The organism is Streptomyces pimonensis, from assembly GCF_041380215.1.
Classification (GTDB): domain Bacteria; phylum Actinomycetota; class Actinomycetes; order Streptomycetales; family Streptomycetaceae; genus Streptomyces; species Streptomyces pimonensis.
Genome location: NZ_JAHWZY010000015.1, coordinates 1 through 20397 on the forward strand (window position 1 = coordinate 1; position 20397 = coordinate 20397).

Sequence of the window (20397 nt, forward strand, 5' to 3'; positions counted from 1 at the left end):
GAGCCGCCGTGGTAGTTTCGTTCTACGGGTGCAGCCGTTGTATGCTGCTCCGGTTGCCCGATCCGATCGGGCCTCTCCCCCCGGTAACGCCACTCAGATTCCGCAGGGCTCCTGGAGCCCGGGATTTTGATCCCGGCCTGCCGGGATCAACCGTAAGTGCATCTGAAGTCTTTGGAGTGACCCGTGGCTGCCAACTGCGACGTCTGCGGCAAGGGGCCGGGCTTCGGCAACAACATCTCGCACTCGCACCGCCGTACGCCTCGTCGCTGGAACCCGAACATCCAGCGTGTACGTACCGTGGTCGGTGGGACGCCGAAGCGCGTGAACGCCTGCACCTCGTGCATCAAGGCCGGCAAGGTCTCGCGCTGACGCTTTCGCTGAGCGCGCGGCCATAGTCGGTTTCGCCGCAACCAGCCGGTCCACCTTGGGGTGGGCCGGCTTCTTGCTGTGGCCGACGTGTTCGCGGGGTGCCCGGCGTCGTCGGCCGGGGCGGGTCTGCGCAGCCCGCCCCTTGCAGGGCGTCTCCCCCGCTCCCGGCTTCGTTCGAGCGGGCCCCATCACCCCGGGGGCACCTCCCGGGCCCTTAAGGCACCGGGGGGACACGACTGCCCGCGGGAACGGCGTCGGCGGTCATCCGCGGCCGGCGGGACGGGTTCAGGTTCCAGGCGTGGTTCACCGGGCCTATGCCCGCGCCCAGGGCGAAGCCGGATGCTATCGCTCCGGTGACGTAGGCCTTGGCCGTCGTCACCGCCTCCGGCACGGACCGGCCCTTCGCCAGTTCCGACGCGATCGCCGACGCCAGGGTGCAGCCCGTGCCGTGGGTGTGACGGTTGTCGTGCCTGGGGGCGCGCAGCCAGTGTTCCTCGGAGCCGTCGGTGAGCAGGTCCACGGCGTCGCCGGACAGGTGACCGCCCTTGATCACCACCCAGCGCGGCCCGAACGCCAGCACCGCCCGGGCCGCCCGGCGCATGTCGGGTTCCGACCCGACCCGTACGTCCGTGAGCTGTGCCACCTCGTCCAGGTTCGGCGTGGCCACGGTCGCCACCGGCAGCAGCCTGGCCCGCACGGAGTCCAGCGCGGAGGACGCGAGCAGCGGGTCCCCGTGCTTGGAGACCCCCACCGGGTCGACGACCGCCGGCGCGTCCGTACCGGCGATCAAGTCGGCCACGGTCTCGACGAGTTCGGCGGAGGACAGCATGCCGGTCTTGACCGCCTGCACCCCGATGTCGTCGACGACGCTGCGGTACTGGGCCCGCACCGCCTCCACGGGCAGTTCCCAGGCGCCCTGCACGCCCAGGGAGTTCTGTGCGGTCACCGCGGTGAGCACGCTCATGCCGTGCACGCCGAGCGCCAGCATCGTCTTCAGGTCGGCCTGGATTCCCGCGCCGCCGCCGGAGTCGGAGCCGGCCACGGTGAGCACCCCGGGCGGCGCGCTCATGACTCGATGTCCCCGAAGTGGTCCCAGCCGCCCTGGGTCGTCCAGGGCGCCCCGTCCACCGTCACCTGGGGCAGCGCCGACGGGTTGAGCACCTCGCCGATCACCTTCCAGCGGGCCGGCAGCTTCACGTCCGGCGGGAAGGTGGCCACGATCGCGTGGTCCTCTCCCCCGGTCAGCACCCACTGCATGGGGTCGACGCCGACGGCCTGGCCGATGTCGTGCATCTGCGAGGGGATGTCGATCGCGCCGGAGCGGATGTCGATGCGGACCTTGCTGGCCTCGGCGATGTGACCGAGGTCGGCGATCAGCCCGTCGCTCACGTCGCACATCGCGGTGGCGCCCAGCCCGGCGGCCGCGGGCCCCGCGTGGTACGGCGGTTCGGGACGCCGGTGCGCCTCCACGAAGGCACGCGGCGAGCGGAAACCGCGGGAGAGCACCGCGTGCCCGGCCGCGGACCAGCCCAGCCAGCCGGTCACCGCGACGAGGTCACCGGGCTGCGCGCCGCCCCGGGTGACGGGCTCCTGGTTGCGCAGGTCACCGAGCGCGGTGATCGACACCATGATCGTGTCGCCGCGTACGACATCGCCGCCGACGACCGCCGCGCCTGCCACCTGGCACTCGTCGCGCAGGCCGTCCATCAGCTCGCTGGGCCAGGTCACCGGTAGCTCCGCCGGGACGACGAGGCCGAGGAGCAGCGCGGTCGGCACGGCGCCCATGGCGGCGATGTCGGCGAGGTTCTGCGCGGCGGCCTTGCGGCCGACGTCGTAGGCCGTGGACCAGTCGCGGCGGAAGTGCCGGCCCTCCAGCAGGATGTCGGTGCTGGCCACGACCCTGCGGTCGGGCGCGGAGACCACCGCGGCGTCGTCGCCGGGGCCGACCCGGACCGCCGGGGTGGTGGTGAGGCGGGAGGTGAGCTCCCTGATGAGCCCGAACTCCCCGAGCTCACCAACAGTGCCCTTCATTTCCCTTTCGACCCTCTCTATCCCTGTCCGTGCCCGGTCGCGAGTCGTTCGAGTCCTCGCTACGGTCGAAGTGACCGTCAACTTCTCTCGTGCCTGTGCCCCGGCGCGCAAGGCCCGGTTTTCGCGGGTCTCCCCGCGAGGAGCGGCGACGCGATACCGTGGCGTTCCTTTTCCCCACATGATCCTCGTGGCCGCCCTGGAGGTTCCGTGGTACAGGCGTACATCCTGATCCAGACGGAGGTCGGCAAGGCGTCGTCCGTCGCCGAGCTGATCGGCAAGATCCCTGGAGTCGTCCAGGCCGAGGACGTGACCGGACCGTACGACGTGATCGTGCGCGCCCAGGCCGACACCGTCGACGAACTGGGTCGCATGGTGGTAGCCAAAGTCCAGCAAGTGGACGGCATCACCCGAACCCTGACCTGCCCGGTCGTCCATCTGTAGCCCCCCGTCTACCCTGTGCCGGTGAACTCTTCCCGTCACCGGCACACCGTCCTGTCCGCGCTCGCGGTGCTGGTCACCGTCGCGGGCTGCTCCTCGGCAGACGACAGCGCGTCCGCGGCGGTTCCCCGCCCGGACGCGAAGGTCACCGAGCTGTGCCGGAACCTGGACGAGGCCCTGCCGGCGAGGGTGGACGGTGAGAGTCGCGACGATCCCGAACCCGCGTCCGAACTGACCGCGGGCTGGGGCGGCGTGGCGATCATACTGCGGTGCGGCGTCGAGCGGCCGCCGAAGATGACCGACCCGAAGGTGGCCAACGGCAACGACGCCGACGCGGTGCCGGGCGGAGTGAACGGCGTCGACTGGCTCATGGAGAGGCGAAGCGACGGCGTGCAGCGCTTCACCACCGCCAACCGCGAGGCGTACGTCGAGGTCGAGGTGGCCGACGGACGGGACAGCACGGGCGTGCTGATCGACCTCGCCCCGGCACTGAGAAGGACGATCCCCGAGGGGATCGCCCCCTGACGCGTGCGTGCGCGGCTCAGCGCAGTCCGGTCGACCGGCGCAGTGCCGCCCGCACCAGCAGGTCGACCAGCTCCGGGTAGCTCACCCCGGTGGCCTGCCACATCTGCGGGTACATCGAGATGGGCGTGAAACCGGGCATGGTGTTGATCTCGTTGATCACGAACTCGCCGTCCTCGGTGAGGAAGAAGTCCGCGCGGACCAGCCCCTCGCAGGAGGCCGCGTCGAACGCCTCCACCGCGAGCCGCCGCACCTCGGCCGTCTCCTCGTCGGTCAGCGGCGCGGGCACGATGCCGGGCGTGGAGTCGATGTACTTGGCCTCGAAGTCGTAGTACGCGTGCGCGTCGGGCGGCGGGATCTCGGCCGGCAGCGAGGCGCGCGGGCCGTCCTCGAACTCCAGCACACCGCACTCGATCTCCCGGCCGCGCAGCGCCGCCTCGACGAGGATCTTCGGATCGTGCCGCCGGGCCTCGGCGATCGCCTCGTCCAGGCCGGACAGGTCGTCGACCTTGGTGATGCCGATCGACGATCCCGCGCGCGCGGGCTTCACGAACAGCGGCCAGCCGTGCTCGCCGGCGAAGTCGACGATCCTCCTGCGGGCGGCGGACTCGTCCCGCTCCCACTCGCGCGGCCGGATCACCACGTACGGGCCGACCTTCAGCCCGAAGGAGGTGAACACCCGCTTCATGTACTCCTTGTCCTGGCCGACGGCCGAGGCGAGCACGCCCGAGCCGACGTAGGGGACGCCGGAGAGCTCCAGGAGCCCCTGGAGGGTGCCGTCCTCACCGTAGGGGCCGTGCAGCACCGGGAAGACCACGTCGACCTCGCCGAGCGCCTTGGGCACCGAGCCCGGCTCGCTGTAGACGACTTCGCGGTTGGCGGGGTCGACGGGCAGCACCACAGCGCCCTCCGCCGACTCGGCGAGCTGGTCGACGCTGGGCGTACTGCGGTCGCTGATCTCCATGCGTTCCGGCTCGTCGGCGGTGAGCGCCCAGCGGCCGCCGGGGGTGATGCCGATCGGCAGGACGTCGTACGCGGTCCGGTCGATGGCCCTGAGGACGGCTCCGGCGGTGACCACGGAGATCCCGTGTTCGGAGCTGCGCCCGCCGAACACGACGGCCACACGCGGCTTGCGGGACGGCTGCTCGGGGCTCTGGGGGAGGTTCTCGGTGCTCATATCGCGATGAGGGTACCTGCCCGCGGTGCCGGGACACAGCGCCCGCAACGCCGTCCGTGAGCCGAACGGAGGGGGCCGTCGCTCAGCGTCGTTCGGGCTTCGCGCTGCGCGACATCAGTTCCTCGACGGCGACCGCCGGGGGCTTGCCCTCGTGCACGATGGAGACGACCGTTTCGGTGAGCGGCATGTCGACGCCGTGCCGGCGGGCCAGGTCCAGCACCGACTCGCAGGACTTCACGCCCTCGGCGGTCTGCTTGGTGACCGCGACGGTCTCCTCGAGGGTCAGGCCCTTGCCGAGGTTGGTGCCGAAGGTGTGGTTGCGCGACAACGGCGAGGAGCAGGTGGCCACCAGGTCGCCCAGGCCCGCGAGTCCGGAGAAGGTCAGCGGGTCGGCGCCGAGCGCGACTCCGAGCCGGGTGGTCTCGGCGAGGCCGCGGGTGATGAGCGATCCCTTGGCGTTGTCGCCGAGCCCCATGCCGTCCGCGATGCCGACGGCCAGCCCGATCACGTTCTTCACGGCGCCGCCCAGCTCGCAGCCGATGACGTCGGTGTTGGTGTACGGCCGGAAGTACGACGTGTGACAGGCGGTCTGGAGGCGACGGGCGACGGCTTCGTCGGGGCAGGCCACCACGGCGGCGGCGGGCCTCCGGGCGGCGATCTCCCGGGCCAGGTTGGGACCGGTGACCACGGCGATGCGGTCGGCGCCGACCTTGACGACGTCGTCGATCACCTCGCTCATCCGCATCGCGGAGCCGAGTTCGACGCCCTTCATCAGCGACACCAGGACCGTGCCGGGAGCGAGCAGCGGCGCCCAGTCGGCGAGGTTGCCGCGCAGCGTCTGCGAGGGGACCGCGAGGACGGTGAAGTCCGCGCCGCGCGCGGCCTCGGCGGCGTCCGCGGTGGCCCGCAGGTTCTCCGGGAGTTCGATTCCGGGCAGGTAGTCGGGGTTGGTGCGGGTGGAGTTGACCGTCTCGGCGAGTTCGGGGCGCCGCCCCCACAGCACGACGTCGCAGCCCGCGTCGGCGAGGACCATGCCGAAGGCCGTGCCCCACGATCCCGTGCCGAAGACGGCCGCCTTGACCGGCTCACTCACGTGCTCAGCCCTTCTTCCCGTGCGGCGGTCCTGCCGCCGCGCGTCCGTTCCTGCGCCCGCTCGTCCCGCCGCTGCGCGTGCGTCCTGCGGCGCTGCTCGACCCGCTCACGGCGCGGGTCGTACGGCGTCTCGGGGGCCTTCTCACCGCGGATCTGCTCCAGCTGGCGCGTGACGGCCGCCATGATGACCTCCGTCGCCTCCTTGAGCAGTTCCGGGGTCATCTCCCGCCCGTAGAAGCGGTCGAGGTCCACCGGCGGACCGGCCAGCACGCGGTGGGTCTTGCGCGGCAGCAGGCTGGGCTTCCTGGCGTACGGCGGCAGCAGTTCGTTGGCGCCCCACTGGGCGACCGGGATCACGGGGCACCTGGTCTGCAGGGCGACGCGCGCGGCACCGGTCTTGCCGGTCATGGGCCAGCCGTCCGGGTCGCGGGTGAGGGTGCCCTCGGGGTAGAAGGCGACGCACTCGCCGCGCTCCACGGCGTCGATCGCGGCCCGGAAGGCGCTGAGCGCGTCGGTGCTCTCGCGGTAGACGGGGATCTGCCCGGTGCCGCGCATCGCGGCACCGATGAACCCCTTGTTGAAAAGCCCGCTCTTCGCCAGGAATCGCGGAACACGTCCGGTGTTGTACTGAAAGTGCGCGTAGGCGAAGGGATCGATGTGCGAATTGTGGTTCACCGCGGTGATAAATCCACCCTCGGCCGGGATGTTCTCCATTCCGCGCCAGTCCCGCTTGAGCAGAACCACCAGCGGCGGTTTGCAGAGAACCGCGGCGAAGCGGTACCAGAAGCCGATTCTGCGGCGCGGCACAAGTACACCTTCCTCTTCCGAATGACAGGCCCAGGGCCCGGCCCCGGCGGCCCGGCGGGCCGCACAAGTGTCGCCCCGGACCGCCGGTCTGTCGAGAACACCGTACGCCCCGCCCCCCTCGCCGCCCCGTGTGCCGGGTGACAATGGCCGCGACAAGAGAGGGACGTAACACTCGTGCAGTGGACCTTGGTGGTACCCCTGAAGCCGCTGGACCGGGCCAAGAGCAGGCTCTCGGACACCGCGGACGACGGCCTGCGCCCGGGCCTGGCGCTCGCCTTCGCCCAGGACACGGTGGCGGCCGCGCTGGCATGCCCGGCGGTACGGGATGTGGTGGTCGTCACGGACGACGCCCTCGCCTCCCGGGAGCTGGCCGCGCTGGGGGCCGGAATCGTCCCGGACGAGCCGCGCGGCGGCCTCAACGCGGCTCTCGCCCACGGTGCGACGGTGGCGGGCACCGCTCGCCGCGCGGCCTGCGTCGCGGCCCTCAACGCCGACCTCCCGGCGCTCCGCCCGCCGGAACTGGCCCGTGTCCTCGATGCGGCCGCCACGTTCCCGCGCGCGTTCCTCGCCGACACGGCCGGGCTCGGCACGACGCTGCTGGCCGCGAGCCGGGGCCGGGAGCTGCGTCCGTTCTTCGGCCCCGGTTCGCGGGTCCGGCACCGGGAGTCCGGAGCCGTGGAGCTGGACCTCGACGGGGTGGACTCGGTGCGGCAGGACGTGGACACCGGCGACGACCTGCGGGCGGCGCTGGCGATGGGCGTCGGCCCCCGCACGGCCGCGGTCGCCGCGCGGTCGCTCATCACGGAGCAGTAGGCTGCCGGCATGCAGGCCACCGCGTACACCTACGACCCCGACAGCCGCAGCGGTCAGGTGCTCCTGGACGACGGCACACCGGTGCCCTTCGACGCCCCGGCGTTCGACGCGGGGGGTCTGCTGCTGCTGCGCCCCGGGCAGCGGGTGCGCATCGAGACCGAGGGCGAGGGCGGGGCCCGGCGGATCACCCTGGTGACGCTCCAGACGTTCTGACCGCCCGGGGCGCCGGACGGACCCCGGAACGCACCGCGGGCCGGGCTCCCGAGGGAGTCCGGCCCGGCGCGTGAGTGCCGCTTGTCCGAAGGGACGGACCAGGGCCCGCTACTTCTTGCGGGTGGTGGTCTTCTTGGCGGTGGTCTTGCGCGCGGTCGACTTCTTGGCGGGCGCCTTCGTGGCCGTCGCCTTCTTCGCCGGGGCCTTGCTGGCGGTCGTCTTCTTCGCGGCGGTGGTCTTCGCCGTCGCCGCGGTCTTGGCGGGCGCCTTCTTGGCCGTGGTCTTCTTGGCCGCCGCCGTCTTGGTGGTGGCCTTCTTCGCCGTCGTCTTCTTGGCCGCCGCCGTCTTGGTGGTGGCCTTCTTCGCCGTCGTCTTCTTGGCGGCGGCCTTCTTGACCGTGGCCGAAGCGCCGCCGCTCAGGCTTCCCTTGGGGGCCTTCTTGACCGAGACCTCACCACCGCGCGGCAGCTTCTTCGAGCCGCTCACCAGGTCCTTGAAACCCTGGCCCGCGCGGAAACGCGGAACGGAGGTCTTCTTGACCCGAACCCGCTCGCCCGTCTGGGGGTTACGGGCGTAGCGGGCCGGGCGGTCGACCTTCTCGAACGAACCGAAGCCGGTGACCGAGACCCGCTCCCCCGCGACGACCGCGCGGACGATGGCGTCCAGTACGTGGTCGACGGCGTCGGCGGCCTGCTGGCGGCCGCCCACCTTGTCGGCAATCGCTTCTACGAGCTGCGCCTTGTTCACGTATTCCCCTTCGGAGACATCGCCAGAACGAAAGTGTTCAAGCTTTTTCGCACGTTAGGCAGATATATACCGCAAATCAAACACGAAACGGGCTAATCACCCTTGTGCCGCAACGGACTCGGCCGCCTCGACCGGTTCAGCGTTCCCCTTCGGGGAATCGACCCCTGTCGAGGTCCTCGGCGAACCGCTCCAGACGCCCTGCCGCACCGGCGAGATCATGTTTGGCCACGGCCGTAATGACCAGCAGCTTCCGGGTCAGCGCCATCCGTACGCCCTCCGGGACTTGCAGTGCGCGCACCTTCGCGTGCGCTTCCTTGAGCTGGACCGCGACCGCCGCATAGAGCTGGAGTTGGCCGTCGTGTTCCATGCACAGATTGTGCCATCTGGGGCGAGTTGTCGCCTGCGCAGGGGGCAACTGCCGCCTCGGACGGCCATCCGGACACACGCGCGGATCACGGGCACGTGACACGTGTACCCCAACAACCACCTTCTTAACGTGGCAAGTTGAAGGACATCAAGGAAGCACGCGGGGCCGAACGGGTGCAGACATGCCCGTACCCCCGATCGGGGCGATCGGGGGTACGGGAGGGTGTTCCGGTGGCCGAAAGTCGACCTATGGAGAGGACTTCGGCCGCGGTGCGGGTCAGGCCGTGAGCGTCCTCGGCTTGAACGACGGGCGCTTCGCCTCGTACGCGGCGATGTCCGGCTCGTTCTGCAGCGTGATGGAGATGTCGTCGAGCCCGTTCAGCAGCCGCCACCGGGAGTTCTCGTCGAGCTCGAAGGCGGCGGTGACGCCCTCGGCGCGCACCTCGCGGGCCTGGAGGTCGACGGTGATCTCCGCGGTGGGGTCGGCTTCGGTGAGCTCCCACAGCGCGTCCACGGTCCTCTGCTCGAGGACGACCGTCAGCAGGCCGTTCTTCAACGAATTGCCGCGGAAGATGTCGGCGAAGCGGGAGGAGATCACGGTCTTGAAGCCGTAGTTCTGCAGCGCCCAGACGGCGTGCTCACGGGAGGAGCCGGTGCCGAAGTCGGGGCCGGCGACCAGGACGGTCGCGCCCGCGCGCTCGGGCTGGTTGAGGACGAAGGACGCGTCCTTGCGCCAGGCCTCGAACAGTCCGTCCTCGAACCCGTCCCGGGTCACCTTCTTGAGCCAGTGGGCGGGGATGATCTGGTCGGTGTCGACGTTGCTGCGGCGCAGCGGGACGGCCCGGCCGGTGTGGGTGGTGAATGCTTCCATGACTGATCAGACTCCAGCGGGCGTACGGGCGTCGGCGTCGGCGAGGTCGGCCGGGGAGGCCAGGTGACCGAGGACCGCGGTGGCGGCTGCGACCTGCGGGGACACCAGGTGGGTGCGGCCGCCCTTGCCCTGCCGGCCCTCGAAGTTGCGGTTGGAGGTGGAGGCGGAGCGCTCACCGGGGGCGAGCTGGTCGGGGTTCATGCCCAGGCACATCGAGCAGCCCGCGTGCCGCCACTCGGCGCCGGCCTCCTTGAAGACCACGTCCAGGCCTTCGGAGACAGCCTGCAGACCCACCCGCGCGGAGCCGGGGACGACCAGCATCCGTACGCCGTCGGCGATTTTCCGGCCCTTGATGACGCCCGCGGCGGCGCGCAGGTCCTCGATGCGGCCGTTGGTGCAGGAGCCTACGAAGACGGTGTCCACGTTGATGGAGCGCAGCTCCTGGCCGGCTTCCAACCCCATGTACTCCAGAGCCTTTTCGGCGGCGTGGCGCTCCGAGGCGTCCTCGTACGAAGCCGGGTCGGGGACGGAGGCCGAAAGCGGGGCGCCCTGGCCCGGGTTGGTGCCCCAGGTGACGAACGGCGACAGTTCGGCGGCCTCGATGACCACCTCGGCGTCGAACTCGGCGTCCTCGTCGGACTTCAGCGTCCTCCAGTAGGCGACGGCCGCGTCCCAGTCCTCGCCCTTCGGGGCGTGCGGACGGCCCTCCAGGTAGGCGAACGTCGTCTCGTCGGGGGCGATCATGCCCGCGCGGGCGCCGGCCTCGATCGACATGTTGCAGATGGTCATCCGGGCCTCCATCGAGAGCTTCTCGATGGCCTCGCCACGGTACTCCAGGACGTAGCCCTGGCCGCCGCCGGTGCCGATCCTCGCGATGATCGCCAGGATCAGGTCCTTGGCCGTGACGCCCTCGGGCAGTTCGCCGTTGATCGTGATCGCCATGGTCTTCGGGCGGGCCATCGGCAGCGTCTGGGTGGCCAGGACGTGCTCGACCTGGGAGGTGCCGATGCCGAACGCCAGAGCGCCGAAGGCGCCGTGCGTGGAGGTGTGCGAGTCACCGCAGACGACGGTCATGCCGGGCTGGGTCAGACCCAGCTGCGGGCCGACGACGTGCACGACGCCCTGCTCGACGTCGCCCAGCGGGTGCAGCCGCACGCCGAACTCGGCGCAGTTCCTGCGCAGCGTCTCCAGCTGGACCCGGGAGACCGGGTCGGCGATCGGCTTGTCGATGTCGAGGGTGGGGGTGTTGTGGTCCTCGGTGGCGATGGTGAGGTCGAGACGGCGCACCCGGCGACCGTTCTTGCGCAGGCCGTCGAAGGCCTGCGGGCTGGTCACCTCGTGCAGCAGGTGCAGATCGATGAAGAGGAGGTCGGGCTCGCCCTCGGCGCGCCGGACGACGTGGTCGTCCCAGACCTTCTCCGCGAGTGTCCTACCCATCGCTGTCCCTCCGGCCGGCAGATGGTGCGCCGGCCCAACTAGATCTGTGGGGAGACGGCGCCCGCACCCCTGCTTCCGGGCGTCCGCCGCCAGGCCCGGTGGTCCACGGGCCGCATTGCTTCCGTGCGTCCAGAGTGGCGGGTTCCACGAAAAATTGAACTTGCGTTTCACAGAGTGAGACGCAAGTATCGTTGCATGGACAACAGTAGCGGCGTCGGCGTTCTGGACAAGGCAGCCCTCGTCCTGAGCGCTCTGGAGTCCGGTCCGGCCACCCTCGCGGGGCTGGTCGCGGCGACCGGACTGGCACGACCCACGGCCCACCGCCTGGCCGTGGCGCTGGAACACCACCGCATGGTGGCGCGCGACATGCAGGGCCGGTTCATCCTCGGTCCGCGCCTGGCCGAACTGGCCGCGGCGGCCGGCGAGGACCGGCTGCTCGCCACGGCGGGCCCGGTGCTCACGCACCTGCGCGACGTGACCGGCGAGAGCGCCCAGCTCTACCGCCGCCAGGGCGACATGCGCATCTGCGTCGCCGCGGCGGAGCGCCTCTCGGGCCTGCGGGACACGGTGCCGGTGGGCTCCACGCTGACGATGAAGGCCGGTTCCTCGGCGCAGATCCTGATGGCCTGGGAGGAGCCGGAGCGGCTGCACCGGGGCCTGCAAGGCGCACGGTTCACGGCGACGGCCCTCTCGGGCGTACGGCGCCGGGGCTGGGCCCAGTCGATCGGCGAGCGCGAGCCGGGCGTGGCGTCCGTCTCCGCGCCGGTGCGCGGGCCGTCGAACCGCGTGGTGGCCGCCGTCTCGGTCTCCGGCCCCATCGAGCGCCTGTCCCGCCACCCGGGCCGGATGCACGCCCAAGCCGTCATCGACGCCGCCGGCCGCCTGTCCGAGGCGCTGCGCCGCTCCTGAACCCCGTCCGTACCGTCCCGTGGGAACGGGACCCGCCTCAACGCCGCGGCGGGCCCTTCCCCGGTCCCGGATACGGCCTCGTGCCGACACGCCGAAGGCCCTCCACCGAGGTGGAGGGCCTTCGCTGTGTACCCCCGACCGGATTCGAACCGGCGCTACCGCCTTGAGAGGGCGGCGTGCTAGGCCGCTACACAACGGGGGCGTGGATCACGCGTTGCCGCGGATCCTGCTGGTCTACCTGGACTCGAACCAAGACTAACTGAACCAGAATCAGTCGTGCTGCCAATTACACCATAGACCAATGATGGTTTAGACCAGTCAGTACCCCCGACCGGATTCGAACCGGCGCTACCGCCTTGAGAGGGCGGCGTGCTAGGCCGCTACACAACGGGGGCCCTAGCGGTCCCGAGATGATCGGAACCAGTACCCCCGACCGGATTCGAACCGGCGCTACTGCCTTGAGAGGGCAGCGTGCTAGGCCGCTACACAACGGGGGCTTTGCGGATCAGATCCGCAGGTGCAGATGAGCTCTGCGAGCTGGCCTACCTGGACTCGAACCAAGACTAACTGAACCAGAATCAGTCGTGCTGCCAATTACACCATAGGCCACTGGAACGCAAGCCCCTGGGGGGTTCTTGTTCTAGTTCGACGCTTGGGGTTCCGGCCTTTCGGCCCGCTCCCCGCGGCGCAGGAAGAACATTACCCGAAGGTGGACGGGGCTCCAAAACGAGTATCCGCGGCGAGTACCGCGGGAAGTTCGGAGAGGGAGGCGATACGGCGTGGTCCCACGGGCGGCTCGACGGCCACCCACGCCTTCCCCCGGTCGATCCACACCGACAGCAGCCCGGCCTCCGCGGCGCCCCGGGCGTCGATCTCCGGGTGGTCGCCGACGTACGCCACCTGGTCCGGGGGCAGCCCCAGCGCGTCACAGGCGGCGAGGAACGCGCCGGCCTCGGGCTTGGAGACGCCCAGCTCCGCGGCGCACAGGATGGCCTCGAAGCGGTCGTGGACACCGAGGGCGCGCAGCTTGCGGTCCTGGACGTGGAGGCTGGAGTTGGAGAGCACGGCGTGGCGGTGGCTGGCGGCGAGGGCGTCGAGGACGGGCAGCACGTCCGGGAAGAGGCTCCAGGCGGACTCGTAGTGCGTGACGTACCGCCGGAACCAGTCGTCGGCCTCGGCGTCCGTCAGCTCCGGCCGGCCCAGGAAGACCCGGGTGCGGTCGCGCCGCTGCGTCTCGAAGTCCACCTCCCGCGCGGCGAACCGCGCCCACTGCTGCTCGGTCGCCTCCCGCCACCGCTCCAGCGCCTCCTCGGCCGATCCGTACCCGGCGAGGAGCCCTTCGGCCGCCAGGTGGGCACGCATGCCCTCGCGGTCGGCGGTGGTGTAGTCGAAAAGTGTGTCGTCCACGTCCCAGACAACTGCTCGGATCACCATGGGGCCGACGGTACCCGGGAACGTGAAGGGGCGGGACCCGGATGATTCCGGGCGCCGCCCCTTCACGCCCTGCGGCTACGCGGTGAGCTTGGCCAGCGCCGCGTCGATCCTGGCCAGCGTCTTCTCCCTGCCCAGGACCTCCAGGGACTCGAAGAGCGGCAGGCCGACCGTGCGGCCGGTGACGGCGACGCGGACCGGGGCCTGGGCCTTGCCGAGCTTGAGGCCGTGGGCCTCGCCGGCGGCCAGGACGGCCTCCTTGAGGGACTCGGGGGACGTCCAGTCCGCCGCGTCCAGCTTCTCGCGGGCCGTGCGGAGCAGGGCGTCGCTGCCCTCCTTCATCGCCTTGTTCCAGGACGCCTCGTCGAAGACCGGCTCCGGCAGGAACAGGAAGTCGACGTTGTCCGTGATCTCGGAGAGGACCTTGAGACGGGTCTGCGCGTGCGGGGCGATGGCCTGCCACTTGGCCTCGTCGAAGGCCTCCGGGTCCCAGGGCGCGAAGGGGGCCTTGAGCCAGGGCGCGCAGCGCTCGGTGAAGTCCCTCCCGTCGAGCATGCGGATGTGGTCGCCGTTGATCGCCTCGCACTTCTTCAGGTCGAAGCGGGCCGGGTTCGGCTGCACGTCCGTGACGTCGAAGGCCGCGATCATCTCGTCGATCGAGAAGACGTCCCGGTCGGCGGAGAGCGACCAGCCGAGCAGGGAGAGGTAGTTGAGCAGGCCCTCGGGGAGGAAGCCGCGCTCGCGGTAGAGGTTGAGGGACGACTGCGGATCGCGCTTGGAGAGCTTCTTGTTGCCCTCGCCCATCACGTACGGCAGGTGGCCGAAGGCGGGGGTCCGCTTGGCGAGGCCCAGCTCGGTGAGCGCCTTGTAGAGGGCGATCTGGCGCGGGGTGGAGGAGAGCAGGTCCTCGCCGCGCAGGACGTGGGTGATCTCCATCAGGGCGTCGTCGACCGGGTTGACCAGCGTGTACAGCGGGGCGCCGTTGGCGCGGACGATGCCGTAGTCCGGGACGTTCTCCGGGGTGAAGGTCAGCTCGCCGCGGACCAGATCGGTGAAGGTGATCGTCTCGTCGGGCATCCGGAAGCGGACGATCGGCTCGCGGCCCTGGGCCTTGTACTCCTCGACCTGGGCGCCGGTCAGCTCGCGGCAGTGGCCGTCGTAGCCGGAGGGCTTGCCGGCGGCGCGGGCGGCCTCGCGGCGGCTGTCCAGCTCCTCCTGGGAGCAGTAGCAGTGGTAGGCGTGACCGGCGTCGAGCAGCTTCCGCGCGACGTCCTTGTAGATGTCCATGCGCTGCGACTGGCGGTACGGCGCGTGCGGGCCTCCGACCTCGGGCCCCTCGTCCCAGTCGAAGCCCAGCCAGCGCATCGAGTCGAGCAGCTGGTTGTACGACTCCTCGGAGTCGCGGGCCGCGTCGGTGTCCTCGATGCGGAAGACCAGGGTGCCGCCGTGGTGCTTGGCGAACGCCCAGTTGAACAGGGCGGTGCGGACCAGGCCCACATGGGGGTTGCCGGTGGGCGACGGGCAGAAACGTACGCGTGGGGGTACCCCCTGCGCGAGCGGAGTCGAGGGCTTGGGGGAGGGTGCGCTAGCCACGCTTGACAACCTTGTTGGTGAGAGTGCCGATGCCTTCGATGGTGACGGCGACCTCGTCGCCGACGTTGAGGGGGCCGACCCCGGCCGGGGTGCCCGTGAGGACGACGTCGCCCGGGAGCAGGGTCATGGCCTCGGAGATGTTGACGATCAGGTCCTCGATGGAGTGGGTCATCTCGCTGGTGCGGCCGAGCTGGCGCTGGGCGCCGTTGACCGTGAGCTGGATGGTCAGGTCGCCCGCGGCGGCGATGTCGATGTCCGTCTCCACCCAGGGACCGAGCGGGCAGGAGGTGTCGAAGCCCTTGGCCCGTGCCCACTGCTTCTCACGCTTCTGGACGTCGCGCGCGGTGACGTCGTTGGCGCAGGTGTAGCCGAAGATCACGTCCTTGACCCGCTCTCGCGGGACCTCTCGGCACATCCGGCCGATCACCACGGCCAGCTCGGCCTCGTGGTGCACCTCCTGGGAGAAGGAGGGGTACCGGATCTCGTCGCCGGGGCCGATCACCGAGGTGGAGGGCTTGAAGAAGGCGAAGGGGGCGTCGGGTACCTCGTTGCCCATTTCCTTCGCGTGGTCGGCGTAGTTGCGGCCGAAGGCGACGACCTTGTTGGGGAGCACCGGGGGCAGCAGCCTGACCTTGCTCAGCGGGACCTTGGTGCCGGAGAGCTCGAAATCCGCGAACGGGATGCCCTTGATGATGTCCAGGACGAGTTCGTCCTGCCGGTCGCCCTCGACCGCGCCGAAGGCGACGTTCCCGTCGATGGAGAATCTGGCGATGCGCACGGGATGCTTGTCCCCTTGACCGATCGGCTGAAGTCTGACGCCCCAGGCTAACGCGCAGGGGTCCTCGCCCCGTGCAACGACGAGGGGCGCCCCCCTCGTCGGGGGGCGCCCCTCGTTCAGCGGGCCTTGAGCGCTTCGCGGCCGGTGTGCGTGTGAACCGGTGTCACTGCGCGGCGTCGGCCGCGACCGGGATCTCCATGAGGACGGTGCGCCTGGGGTTGGCGGTCTGGGCCGGGAGGTCGACGGTGTGCTCCTGCTGGACCGGCGCCTGCAGTCCGTCTGCGCCGTCCAGGTGGGCCAGCGTGGTGCGCCGCGGGTTGGCGATCTTGTGGAACATCGTCGTCGTCTTCACTGTTTACTCGACCCTGTCCTGTTCACGGGCGCCCGGAGGGGGTAGGAGACCCCGGTGAGGGCGCGGATTGTCGGTTCTGCCGTCCCTGTAAAGCGTCAGGCTAAACATCCGATTCCCCGCCGACTGAGGCCGGAGGCCCTGATCAGGGTGTGAGTTTGCTCACGACTCACCGGACAAACCGGCTATTTCACTCCGGTCTCCGAGGAGACGGAATCGGACATTGACTCCCTGAAGCCATCATTCCGCTCCCGATCATGGCGACTGGGACAGGAGGGCCGCCCTGCCGACTCGTGGACATACGTCCCTTATGGGAGAGGTCGCTTTCTACCCGTGGTGACTCGCCACTCACGTGGTGTCACGTATCCCACCTGTAAGACGGTGGGCCTTGTTGGAGATCCTGCACTGTGCTGGAATTCCACGGAACCGCCGCAGGATCGAGCCGGCGCACAGGGGGCGCACAGACGCGCCGAGTGGCGGGCGAGAAGGGGGAACCAGCGCCGGTCACTCACGACCACCACGGGGGCGTATTCAGGGCGCCCCTATGACGCCGACACCGTGCCTCGCCGTTCACGCGGAGGGGTGCCTGGTTCAGAGGTTGCGACGCTAGTGCAGGGACGTTTCAAGAGGGATGGCAGCGCTTCGGCGGAGCCGGAGCCGCACGGCGGGACTGGCCCCAAGGCCGTCAGCTCCTCGCCCCAGCACGCCCAGAACCAAGGCCCGACCACGCCCGGCAACGGCGGCGAAGACTCCGCCGCGCCGGCCGGAACACCGGACCCGGCGTCGGCCGCGCCGAAGGATCCGACCGGTCCGGGGCCGCGAATAGCCCTGCGGAACTGGCGGATCTCGACCCGTCTGGTGTCGCTGCTCGCCCTCCCGGTGGTCGCGGCCACCTCGCTGGGCGCGCTGCGCATCAACCAGTCGATGGACGACATCCAGCAGCTCGACAACATGAAGCTGCTGACGGACATGACCAAGCAGGCCACCGAACTGGCCCACGCGCTCCAGGAGGAGCGCGACCAGTCGGCCGGCCCGCTGGCGCACGGCGGCAAGGCCACCGACTTCTCGGTCAAGGGCTACCGCGAGAAGACCGACCGGGCGCGCAACGTCTTCATCGACAGCTCCGAGGAGATCGACAACGCCAGCAAGGACGGCGATCTCAAGGGCGTCCGCGACAACCTGGTGCAGCTCGCCGGTGAACTGGGCGAGCTCGAGAGGATCCGCAACACGGCGTTCCAGTCGAAGGACAACTCCACGCAGACCGTCGAGGGGTACCACCGTCTGATCGAGAAGCTGGTCGAGCTCTCGCAGGACATGGCGGAGGCGACCAGCAACCCCGAGATGATCCAGCGCACCCGCGCCCTGGCCTCCTTCTCCTCCGCCAAGGAGTACGCGTCGATCCAGCGCGCGGTCCTCGCCGCGGCGCTGCCCGCCAGCAACACCACCAAGGGCAAGCTCTCCGACAACGACCGGCTCTACGCCGAGTCGGCGCTGGCGAGCCAGAAGTCCGAGATCCGCAGCTTCAAGAGCATCTACGGCGATGTCGACGCCACCGAGCTGCTGCTGCCGATCGAGGAGGGCAACAGCACGATCAAGGCCACCGACGAGTACGCCGGGCGTGCCCTGGCCTCGGAGTTCGGCCTCTCGTCGGTCGGCGAGCGGTCCTACCGCGACTGGCTGGACGACAGCTCCACCAAGATCCAGCAGATGAAGAACATCGAGCTCACGCTGCTCGAGGACATGGAACAGCAGGCCCGTGAGCTGCGCAGCGCCACCGAGCGCGACGCGATCATCTCCGGTGTGCTGATCCTGCTCGTGCTCGGTGTGTCGCTGGTCGGCGCCTTCGTCGTGGCCCGCTCCATGATCCGCTCGCTGCGCCGGCTGGAGGAGACCGCCACCAAGGTCGCCCAGGAGCGTCTGCCCGAGCTGGTCAAGCAGCTCTCCGAATCCGACCCGCAGGACGTCGACACGTCCGTGGAGTCGGTCGGTGTGCACTCCCGGGACGAAATCGGCAAGGTGGCCGCGGCCTTCGACGACGTGCACCGCGAGGCGGTCCGCCTCGCCGCCGAGCAGGCCCTGCTGCGGGGCAACGTCAACGCGATGTTCACCAACCTCTCGCGCCGCTCCCAGGGTCTGATCCAGCGTCAGTTGTCGCTGATCTCCGAGCTGGAGTCCCGCGAGGCCGACCCGGACCAGCTGTCCTCGCTGTTCAAGCTGGACCACCTCGCCACGCGTATGCGCCGTAACGGTGAGAACCTGCTGGTCCTCGCGGGCGAGGAGCCCGGCCGCCGGTGGACCCGTCCGGTCCCGCTGGTCGACGTGCTCCGAGCCGCGGCCTCCGAGGTGGAGCAGTACGAGCGCATCGAGCTGGCCTCCGTGCCGAGCAACGAAGTGGCCGGCCGCGTGGTCAACGACCTCGTGCACCTGCTCGCCGAGCTGCTGGAGAACGCGACCTCGTTCTCCTCGCCGCAGACCAAGGTCAAGGTCACCGGTCACGCGCTGCCCGACGGCCGGGCGCTGATCGAGATCCACGACACCGGTATCGGTCTGTCGCCGGAGGACCTGGCGGCGATCAACGAGCGGCTCGCCGCGCCGCCCACCGTGGACGTCTCCGTCTCGCGCCGCATGGGTCTGTTCGTGGTCGGCCGTCTGTCCCAGCGCCACGGCATCCGCATCCAGCTCCGTCCGTCCGACTCCGGTGGCACGACCGCGCTGGTCATGCTGCCCGTCGACGTCGCCCAGGGCGGCAAGAAGCCGCAGGGCAAGCCGGGTCAGCCGGGCGGCGGTGGCCCCGCCGCCGCGCAGGCGGCCGCGGGCGCCGCGGCCGCACGGCGTGCCGCCGGCGCCGGTCAGGCCGCCGGCGGTGCTCTCGGCGCCGGCGCGCCCGGCGGTGGCCGGCTCGGCGCCGGCCAGGGGCCGCGGACCGCGCTGCCCGGGCGGGACGGCGCGGGCCGACCCGACGGGGCGCAGGGGCCGCAGGGCCAGCCGGGCAACTCCACGCCGTCGCTGTTCGACCGGGGTGCTCCCGGTGCGGCTCCGCAGGGCCGTCCGGCTCCGGCCGGCTTCGGCGGTCAGGCGCCCGGCGCCCCGCAGGGCATGCAGGCCGGGGGCCCGGGCGGACAGCAGGAGCAGGATGCCTTCGGCGGCGGTCGCGGCCAGGTGCCACCGCAGCGCGGCGGCGGAAAGCCCGAGCGCGGCCGCCGTCCGCAACTGCCGCCGCGCGGTGGTGCGCGCCCGGAGCTGCCCGGCGGTGACCAGCAGCAGCCGCGCGTGCCCAGCTGGAGCGACGAGAACGCCCAGCCGCCGGTACCGCGCGCCTCGCTGGACGCCCCACGCGGTCACGAGGAGCCGGACGCCGCCCGCACCTCGGCCCTGCCCCGGTTCGACGACCGGCAGGGCTCCGGCGCGACGACGGAGATGCCCCGGTTCGACGAGTACCAGAACCCCGGCGCGCCCGCCTACGGCGCCGACGCCCCGCAGAGCACGGACCAGTACGCCCAGCCCGGCACACACGACGCCCAGAACACCGGCCAGTACCCCCAGCCCGGCACACACGACGCCCAGAACACCGGCCAGTACACCCAGCCCGGCACACACGACGCCCAGAACACCGGCCAGTACGCCCGCGGTGACATCTTCGGCGCCTCGCAGGGCGGTCCGGGCGGGCAGGATCCGGCCACGACGAGCCGGTTCCCCGCCTCGCAGGGCTACGACAACGGCTCCACCGGCCAGTTCCCGATGTCGGACCAGGACAACGGTGCCACGGGCCGTCACTCCCTCCCGGAGCGTCCGAACGCCGCGGACCCGGCCGTCACCGGTCAGTTCGAGCATCCGCAGCCGAACGGCGCACACCGAGCCGGCCCACTCGCCCCGCGTCCGTCGGCCCCGCAGCAGCGACCGGTCCAACCGGAACCGCAGGGTGACGGCGATGCCGCGCGGCGGCCCGGCCAGCGCGCGGTGTCCGACGCGTGGGCGCTGCCGCCCGCGTCCGGTCCGGGCGACGGTCGTACGCCGCTGTACGACACGCTGGAGACCAACTGGTTCCACGGCAGCGGGCAGGAGCAGGGCAACGGCTCGGCTCCGACGTCCCAGCAGCCGCAGCAGCCCCAGCAACAGCAGCAGCCGCAGGGCCCCACCGGCCCGCAGCGGTCCGCTTCCACCGCTTGGCGCAGCTCGCCCAACGACGAGCTGGTCCGGCAGGCCGAACGCGTCCGGCAGCCGGCCGCGGGCGGCGTCACCACCTCCGGCCTGCCGCGCCGGGTGCCCAGGGCGAACCTCGTCCCGGGTACGGCTCAGCAGCAACAGCACCAGAGCGGTCCTCAGGTCTCGCGCGCCCCCGATGACGTGCGCGGCCGGCTGACCAATCTCCGCCGGGGTATCGCACAGGGTCGTCAGGCCGGCACCACCCAGACCGGCACCTTCCCGAACCCCACTCACCAGCAGGAGCGTTAGTT

General features: G+C 70.9%; 20 protein-coding genes and 5 tRNA genes. 7 read left to right on the forward strand and 18 right to left on the reverse strand.

The features are described from left to right. Window positions 1-183 precede the first annotated feature (183 nt). Window positions 184-369, forward strand: a complete 186-nt coding sequence (rpmB, locus tag KYY02_RS16705) for a 50S ribosomal protein L28 (protein WP_004924906.1) — start codon at window positions 184-186, stop codon at window positions 367-369. 214 nt (window positions 370-583) lie between these two features. Here rpmB and thiD read toward each other — a convergent pair whose 3' ends face one another. Both thiD and KYY02_RS16715 read right to left on the reverse strand, forming a co-directional pair. Further along, complete coding sequence (gene thiD / locus KYY02_RS16710) at window positions 584-1438, reverse strand: bifunctional hydroxymethylpyrimidine kinase/phosphomethylpyrimidine kinase (RefSeq protein ID WP_371238754.1); 855 nt, start codon at window positions 1436-1438, stop codon at window positions 584-586. Beyond that, on the reverse strand, window positions 1435-2400 hold the full coding sequence (locus KYY02_RS16715) for a thiamine-phosphate kinase (RefSeq protein WP_371238755.1): 966 nt from the start codon (window positions 2398-2400) through the stop codon (window positions 1435-1437). Before KYY02_RS16715 ends, thiD begins: the two co-directional genes overlap by 4 nt. Window positions 2401-2607: 207 nt before the next feature. Between KYY02_RS16715 and KYY02_RS16720 the strand changes: the two genes are divergently transcribed. Beyond that, on the forward strand, window positions 2608-2841 hold the full coding sequence (locus KYY02_RS16720; protein WP_371238756.1) for an Lrp/AsnC family transcriptional regulator: 234 nt from the start codon (window positions 2608-2610) through the stop codon (window positions 2839-2841). A 21-nt stretch (window positions 2842-2862) separates the two neighbouring features. After that, window positions 2863-3363, forward strand: a complete 501-nt coding sequence (locus KYY02_RS16725; RefSeq protein ID WP_371238757.1) for a DUF3515 domain-containing protein — start codon at window positions 2863-2865, stop codon at window positions 3361-3363. 16 nt (window positions 3364-3379) lie between these two features. Here the strand turns inward: KYY02_RS16725 and KYY02_RS16730 are convergent, their stop codons facing one another. The 3 genes from KYY02_RS16730 to KYY02_RS16740 form a co-directional block, all read right to left on the reverse strand. Beyond that, window positions 3380-4537, reverse strand: a complete 1158-nt coding sequence (locus KYY02_RS16730; RefSeq protein ID WP_371238758.1) for a D-alanine--D-alanine ligase family protein — start codon at window positions 4535-4537, stop codon at window positions 3380-3382. Between the two features lie 82 nt (window positions 4538-4619). Next, complete coding sequence (locus KYY02_RS16735; protein WP_371238759.1) at window positions 4620-5630, reverse strand: NAD(P)H-dependent glycerol-3-phosphate dehydrogenase; 1011 nt, start codon at window positions 5628-5630, stop codon at window positions 4620-4622. Then, on the reverse strand, window positions 5627-6436 hold the full coding sequence (locus KYY02_RS16740) for a lysophospholipid acyltransferase family protein (RefSeq protein ID WP_371238760.1): 810 nt from the start codon (window positions 6434-6436) through the stop codon (window positions 5627-5629). Before KYY02_RS16740 ends, KYY02_RS16735 begins: the two co-directional genes overlap by 4 nt. Before the next feature lie 174 nt (window positions 6437-6610). On the opposite strand from KYY02_RS16740, the gene cofC reads away from it, so the two are divergent. Beyond that, the gene (cofC, locus tag KYY02_RS16745; RefSeq protein WP_371238761.1) at window positions 6611-7249 is read left to right on the forward strand and encodes a 2-phospho-L-lactate guanylyltransferase; all 639 of its coding nucleotides are present in this window, start codon (window positions 6611-6613) and stop codon (window positions 7247-7249) included. A 9-nt stretch (window positions 7250-7258) separates the two neighbouring features. After that, window positions 7259-7462, forward strand: a complete 204-nt coding sequence (locus KYY02_RS16750) for a hypothetical protein (protein ID WP_030824720.1) — start codon at window positions 7259-7261, stop codon at window positions 7460-7462. Window positions 7463-7570: 108 nt separating this feature from the next. On the opposite strand, the gene KYY02_RS16755 is transcribed toward KYY02_RS16750, so the two are convergent. The 4 genes from KYY02_RS16755 to leuC all read right to left on the reverse strand — a co-directional run bounded on the left by KYY02_RS16755 (window position 7571) and on the right by leuC (window position 10883). Next, window positions 7571-8209 (reverse strand): HU family DNA-binding protein, encoded by a 639-nt coding sequence (locus tag KYY02_RS16755; RefSeq protein WP_371238762.1) that lies wholly within the window; start codon window positions 8207-8209, stop codon window positions 7571-7573. Between the two features lie 136 nt (window positions 8210-8345). Then, complete coding sequence (locus KYY02_RS16760) at window positions 8346-8576, reverse strand: SCO5555 family protein (protein WP_371238763.1); 231 nt, start codon at window positions 8574-8576, stop codon at window positions 8346-8348. A 276-nt stretch (window positions 8577-8852) separates the two neighbouring features. After that, complete coding sequence (gene leuD, locus KYY02_RS16765; RefSeq protein WP_371238764.1) at window positions 8853-9446, reverse strand: 3-isopropylmalate dehydratase small subunit; 594 nt, start codon at window positions 9444-9446, stop codon at window positions 8853-8855. Window positions 9447-9452: 6 nt separating this feature from the next. After that, window positions 9453-10883 carry a 3-isopropylmalate dehydratase large subunit gene (leuC, locus tag KYY02_RS16770; RefSeq protein WP_371238765.1) on the reverse strand — a complete coding sequence of 477 codons (1431 nt, stop codon included), beginning with the start codon at window positions 10881-10883 and terminating at the stop codon, window positions 9453-9455. 195 nt (window positions 10884-11078) lie between these two features. Between leuC and ndgR the strand changes: the two genes are divergently transcribed. Then, window positions 11079-11792 carry an IclR family transcriptional regulator NdgR gene (gene ndgR, locus KYY02_RS16775; RefSeq protein ID WP_030824707.1) on the forward strand — a complete coding sequence of 238 codons (714 nt, stop codon included), beginning with the start codon at window positions 11079-11081 and terminating at the stop codon, window positions 11790-11792. Between the two features lie 129 nt (window positions 11793-11921). On the opposite strand, the gene KYY02_RS16780 is transcribed toward ndgR, so the two are convergent. The 9 genes from KYY02_RS16780 to KYY02_RS16820 form a co-directional block, all read right to left on the reverse strand. Beyond that, window positions 11922-11994: transfer RNA gene (locus KYY02_RS16780), tRNA-Glu, on the reverse strand. Window positions 11995-12021: 27 nt separating this feature from the next. After that, window positions 12022-12093, reverse strand: a tRNA-Gln gene (locus KYY02_RS16785). 21 nt (window positions 12094-12114) lie between these two features. Further along, a tRNA-Glu gene (locus KYY02_RS16790) sits at window positions 12115-12187 on the reverse strand. A 29-nt stretch (window positions 12188-12216) separates the two neighbouring features. Further along, a tRNA-Glu gene (locus tag KYY02_RS16795) sits at window positions 12217-12289 on the reverse strand. A 40-nt stretch (window positions 12290-12329) separates the two neighbouring features. Continuing rightward, a tRNA-Gln gene (locus KYY02_RS16800) sits at window positions 12330-12401 on the reverse strand. A gap of 90 nt (window positions 12402-12491) precedes the next feature. Continuing rightward, window positions 12492-13226 carry an HAD family hydrolase gene (locus KYY02_RS16805; protein WP_371238766.1) on the reverse strand — a complete coding sequence of 245 codons (735 nt, stop codon included), beginning with the start codon at window positions 13224-13226 and terminating at the stop codon, window positions 12492-12494. A 75-nt stretch (window positions 13227-13301) separates the two neighbouring features. Beyond that, window positions 13302-14816: a glutamate--tRNA ligase gene (gene gltX, locus KYY02_RS16810; protein WP_371238767.1), complete on the reverse strand. Its 1515-nt coding sequence runs from the start codon at window positions 14814-14816 to the stop codon at window positions 13302-13304. Next, window positions 14809-15594: a fumarylacetoacetate hydrolase family protein gene (locus KYY02_RS16815; protein WP_371238768.1), complete on the reverse strand. Its 786-nt coding sequence runs from the start codon at window positions 15592-15594 to the stop codon at window positions 14809-14811. Before KYY02_RS16815 ends, gltX begins: the two co-directional genes overlap by 8 nt. Window positions 15595-15757: 163 nt before the next feature. Next, the gene (locus KYY02_RS16820; protein ID WP_371238769.1) at window positions 15758-15946 is read right to left on the reverse strand and encodes a hypothetical protein; all 189 of its coding nucleotides are present in this window, start codon (window positions 15944-15946) and stop codon (window positions 15758-15760) included. A 606-nt stretch (window positions 15947-16552) separates the two neighbouring features. On the opposite strand from KYY02_RS16820, the gene KYY02_RS16825 reads away from it, so the two are divergent. Beyond that, window positions 16553-20395 (forward strand): sensor histidine kinase, encoded by a 3843-nt coding sequence (locus KYY02_RS16825; protein WP_371238770.1) that lies wholly within the window; start codon window positions 16553-16555, stop codon window positions 20393-20395. Window positions 20396-20397 lie beyond the last annotated feature (2 nt).

Excerpts from the sequence above, each read along its gene's own strand:
- thiD (WP_371238754.1), bottom strand. The coding sequence starts at position 1,438 with ATGAGCGCGCCGCCCGGGGTGCTCACCGTGGCCGGCTCCGACTCCGGC.
- KYY02_RS16715 (WP_371238755.1), bottom strand. The coding sequence starts at position 2,400 with ATGAAGGGCACTGTTGGTGAGCTCGGGGAGTTCGGGCTCATCAGGGAG.
- KYY02_RS16730 (WP_371238758.1), bottom strand. The coding sequence starts at position 4,537 with ATGAGCACCGAGAACCTCCCCCAGAGCCCCGAGCAGCCGTCCCGCAAG.
- KYY02_RS16750 (WP_030824720.1), top strand. The coding sequence starts at position 7,259 with ATGCAGGCCACCGCGTACACCTACGACCCCGACAGCCGCAGCGGTCAG.
- KYY02_RS16760 (WP_371238763.1), bottom strand. The coding sequence starts at position 8,576 with ATGGAACACGACGGCCAACTCCAGCTCTATGCGGCGGTCGCGGTCCAG.
- leuD (WP_371238764.1), bottom strand. The coding sequence starts at position 9,446 with ATGGAAGCATTCACCACCCACACCGGCCGGGCCGTCCCGCTGCGCCGC.
- leuC (WP_371238765.1), bottom strand. The coding sequence starts at position 10,883 with ATGGGTAGGACACTCGCGGAGAAGGTCTGGGACGACCACGTCGTCCGG.
- ndgR (WP_030824707.1), top strand. The coding sequence starts at position 11,079 with ATGGACAACAGTAGCGGCGTCGGCGTTCTGGACAAGGCAGCCCTCGTC.
- KYY02_RS16805 (WP_371238766.1), bottom strand. The coding sequence starts at position 13,226 with ATGGTGATCCGAGCAGTTGTCTGGGACGTGGACGACACACTTTTCGAC.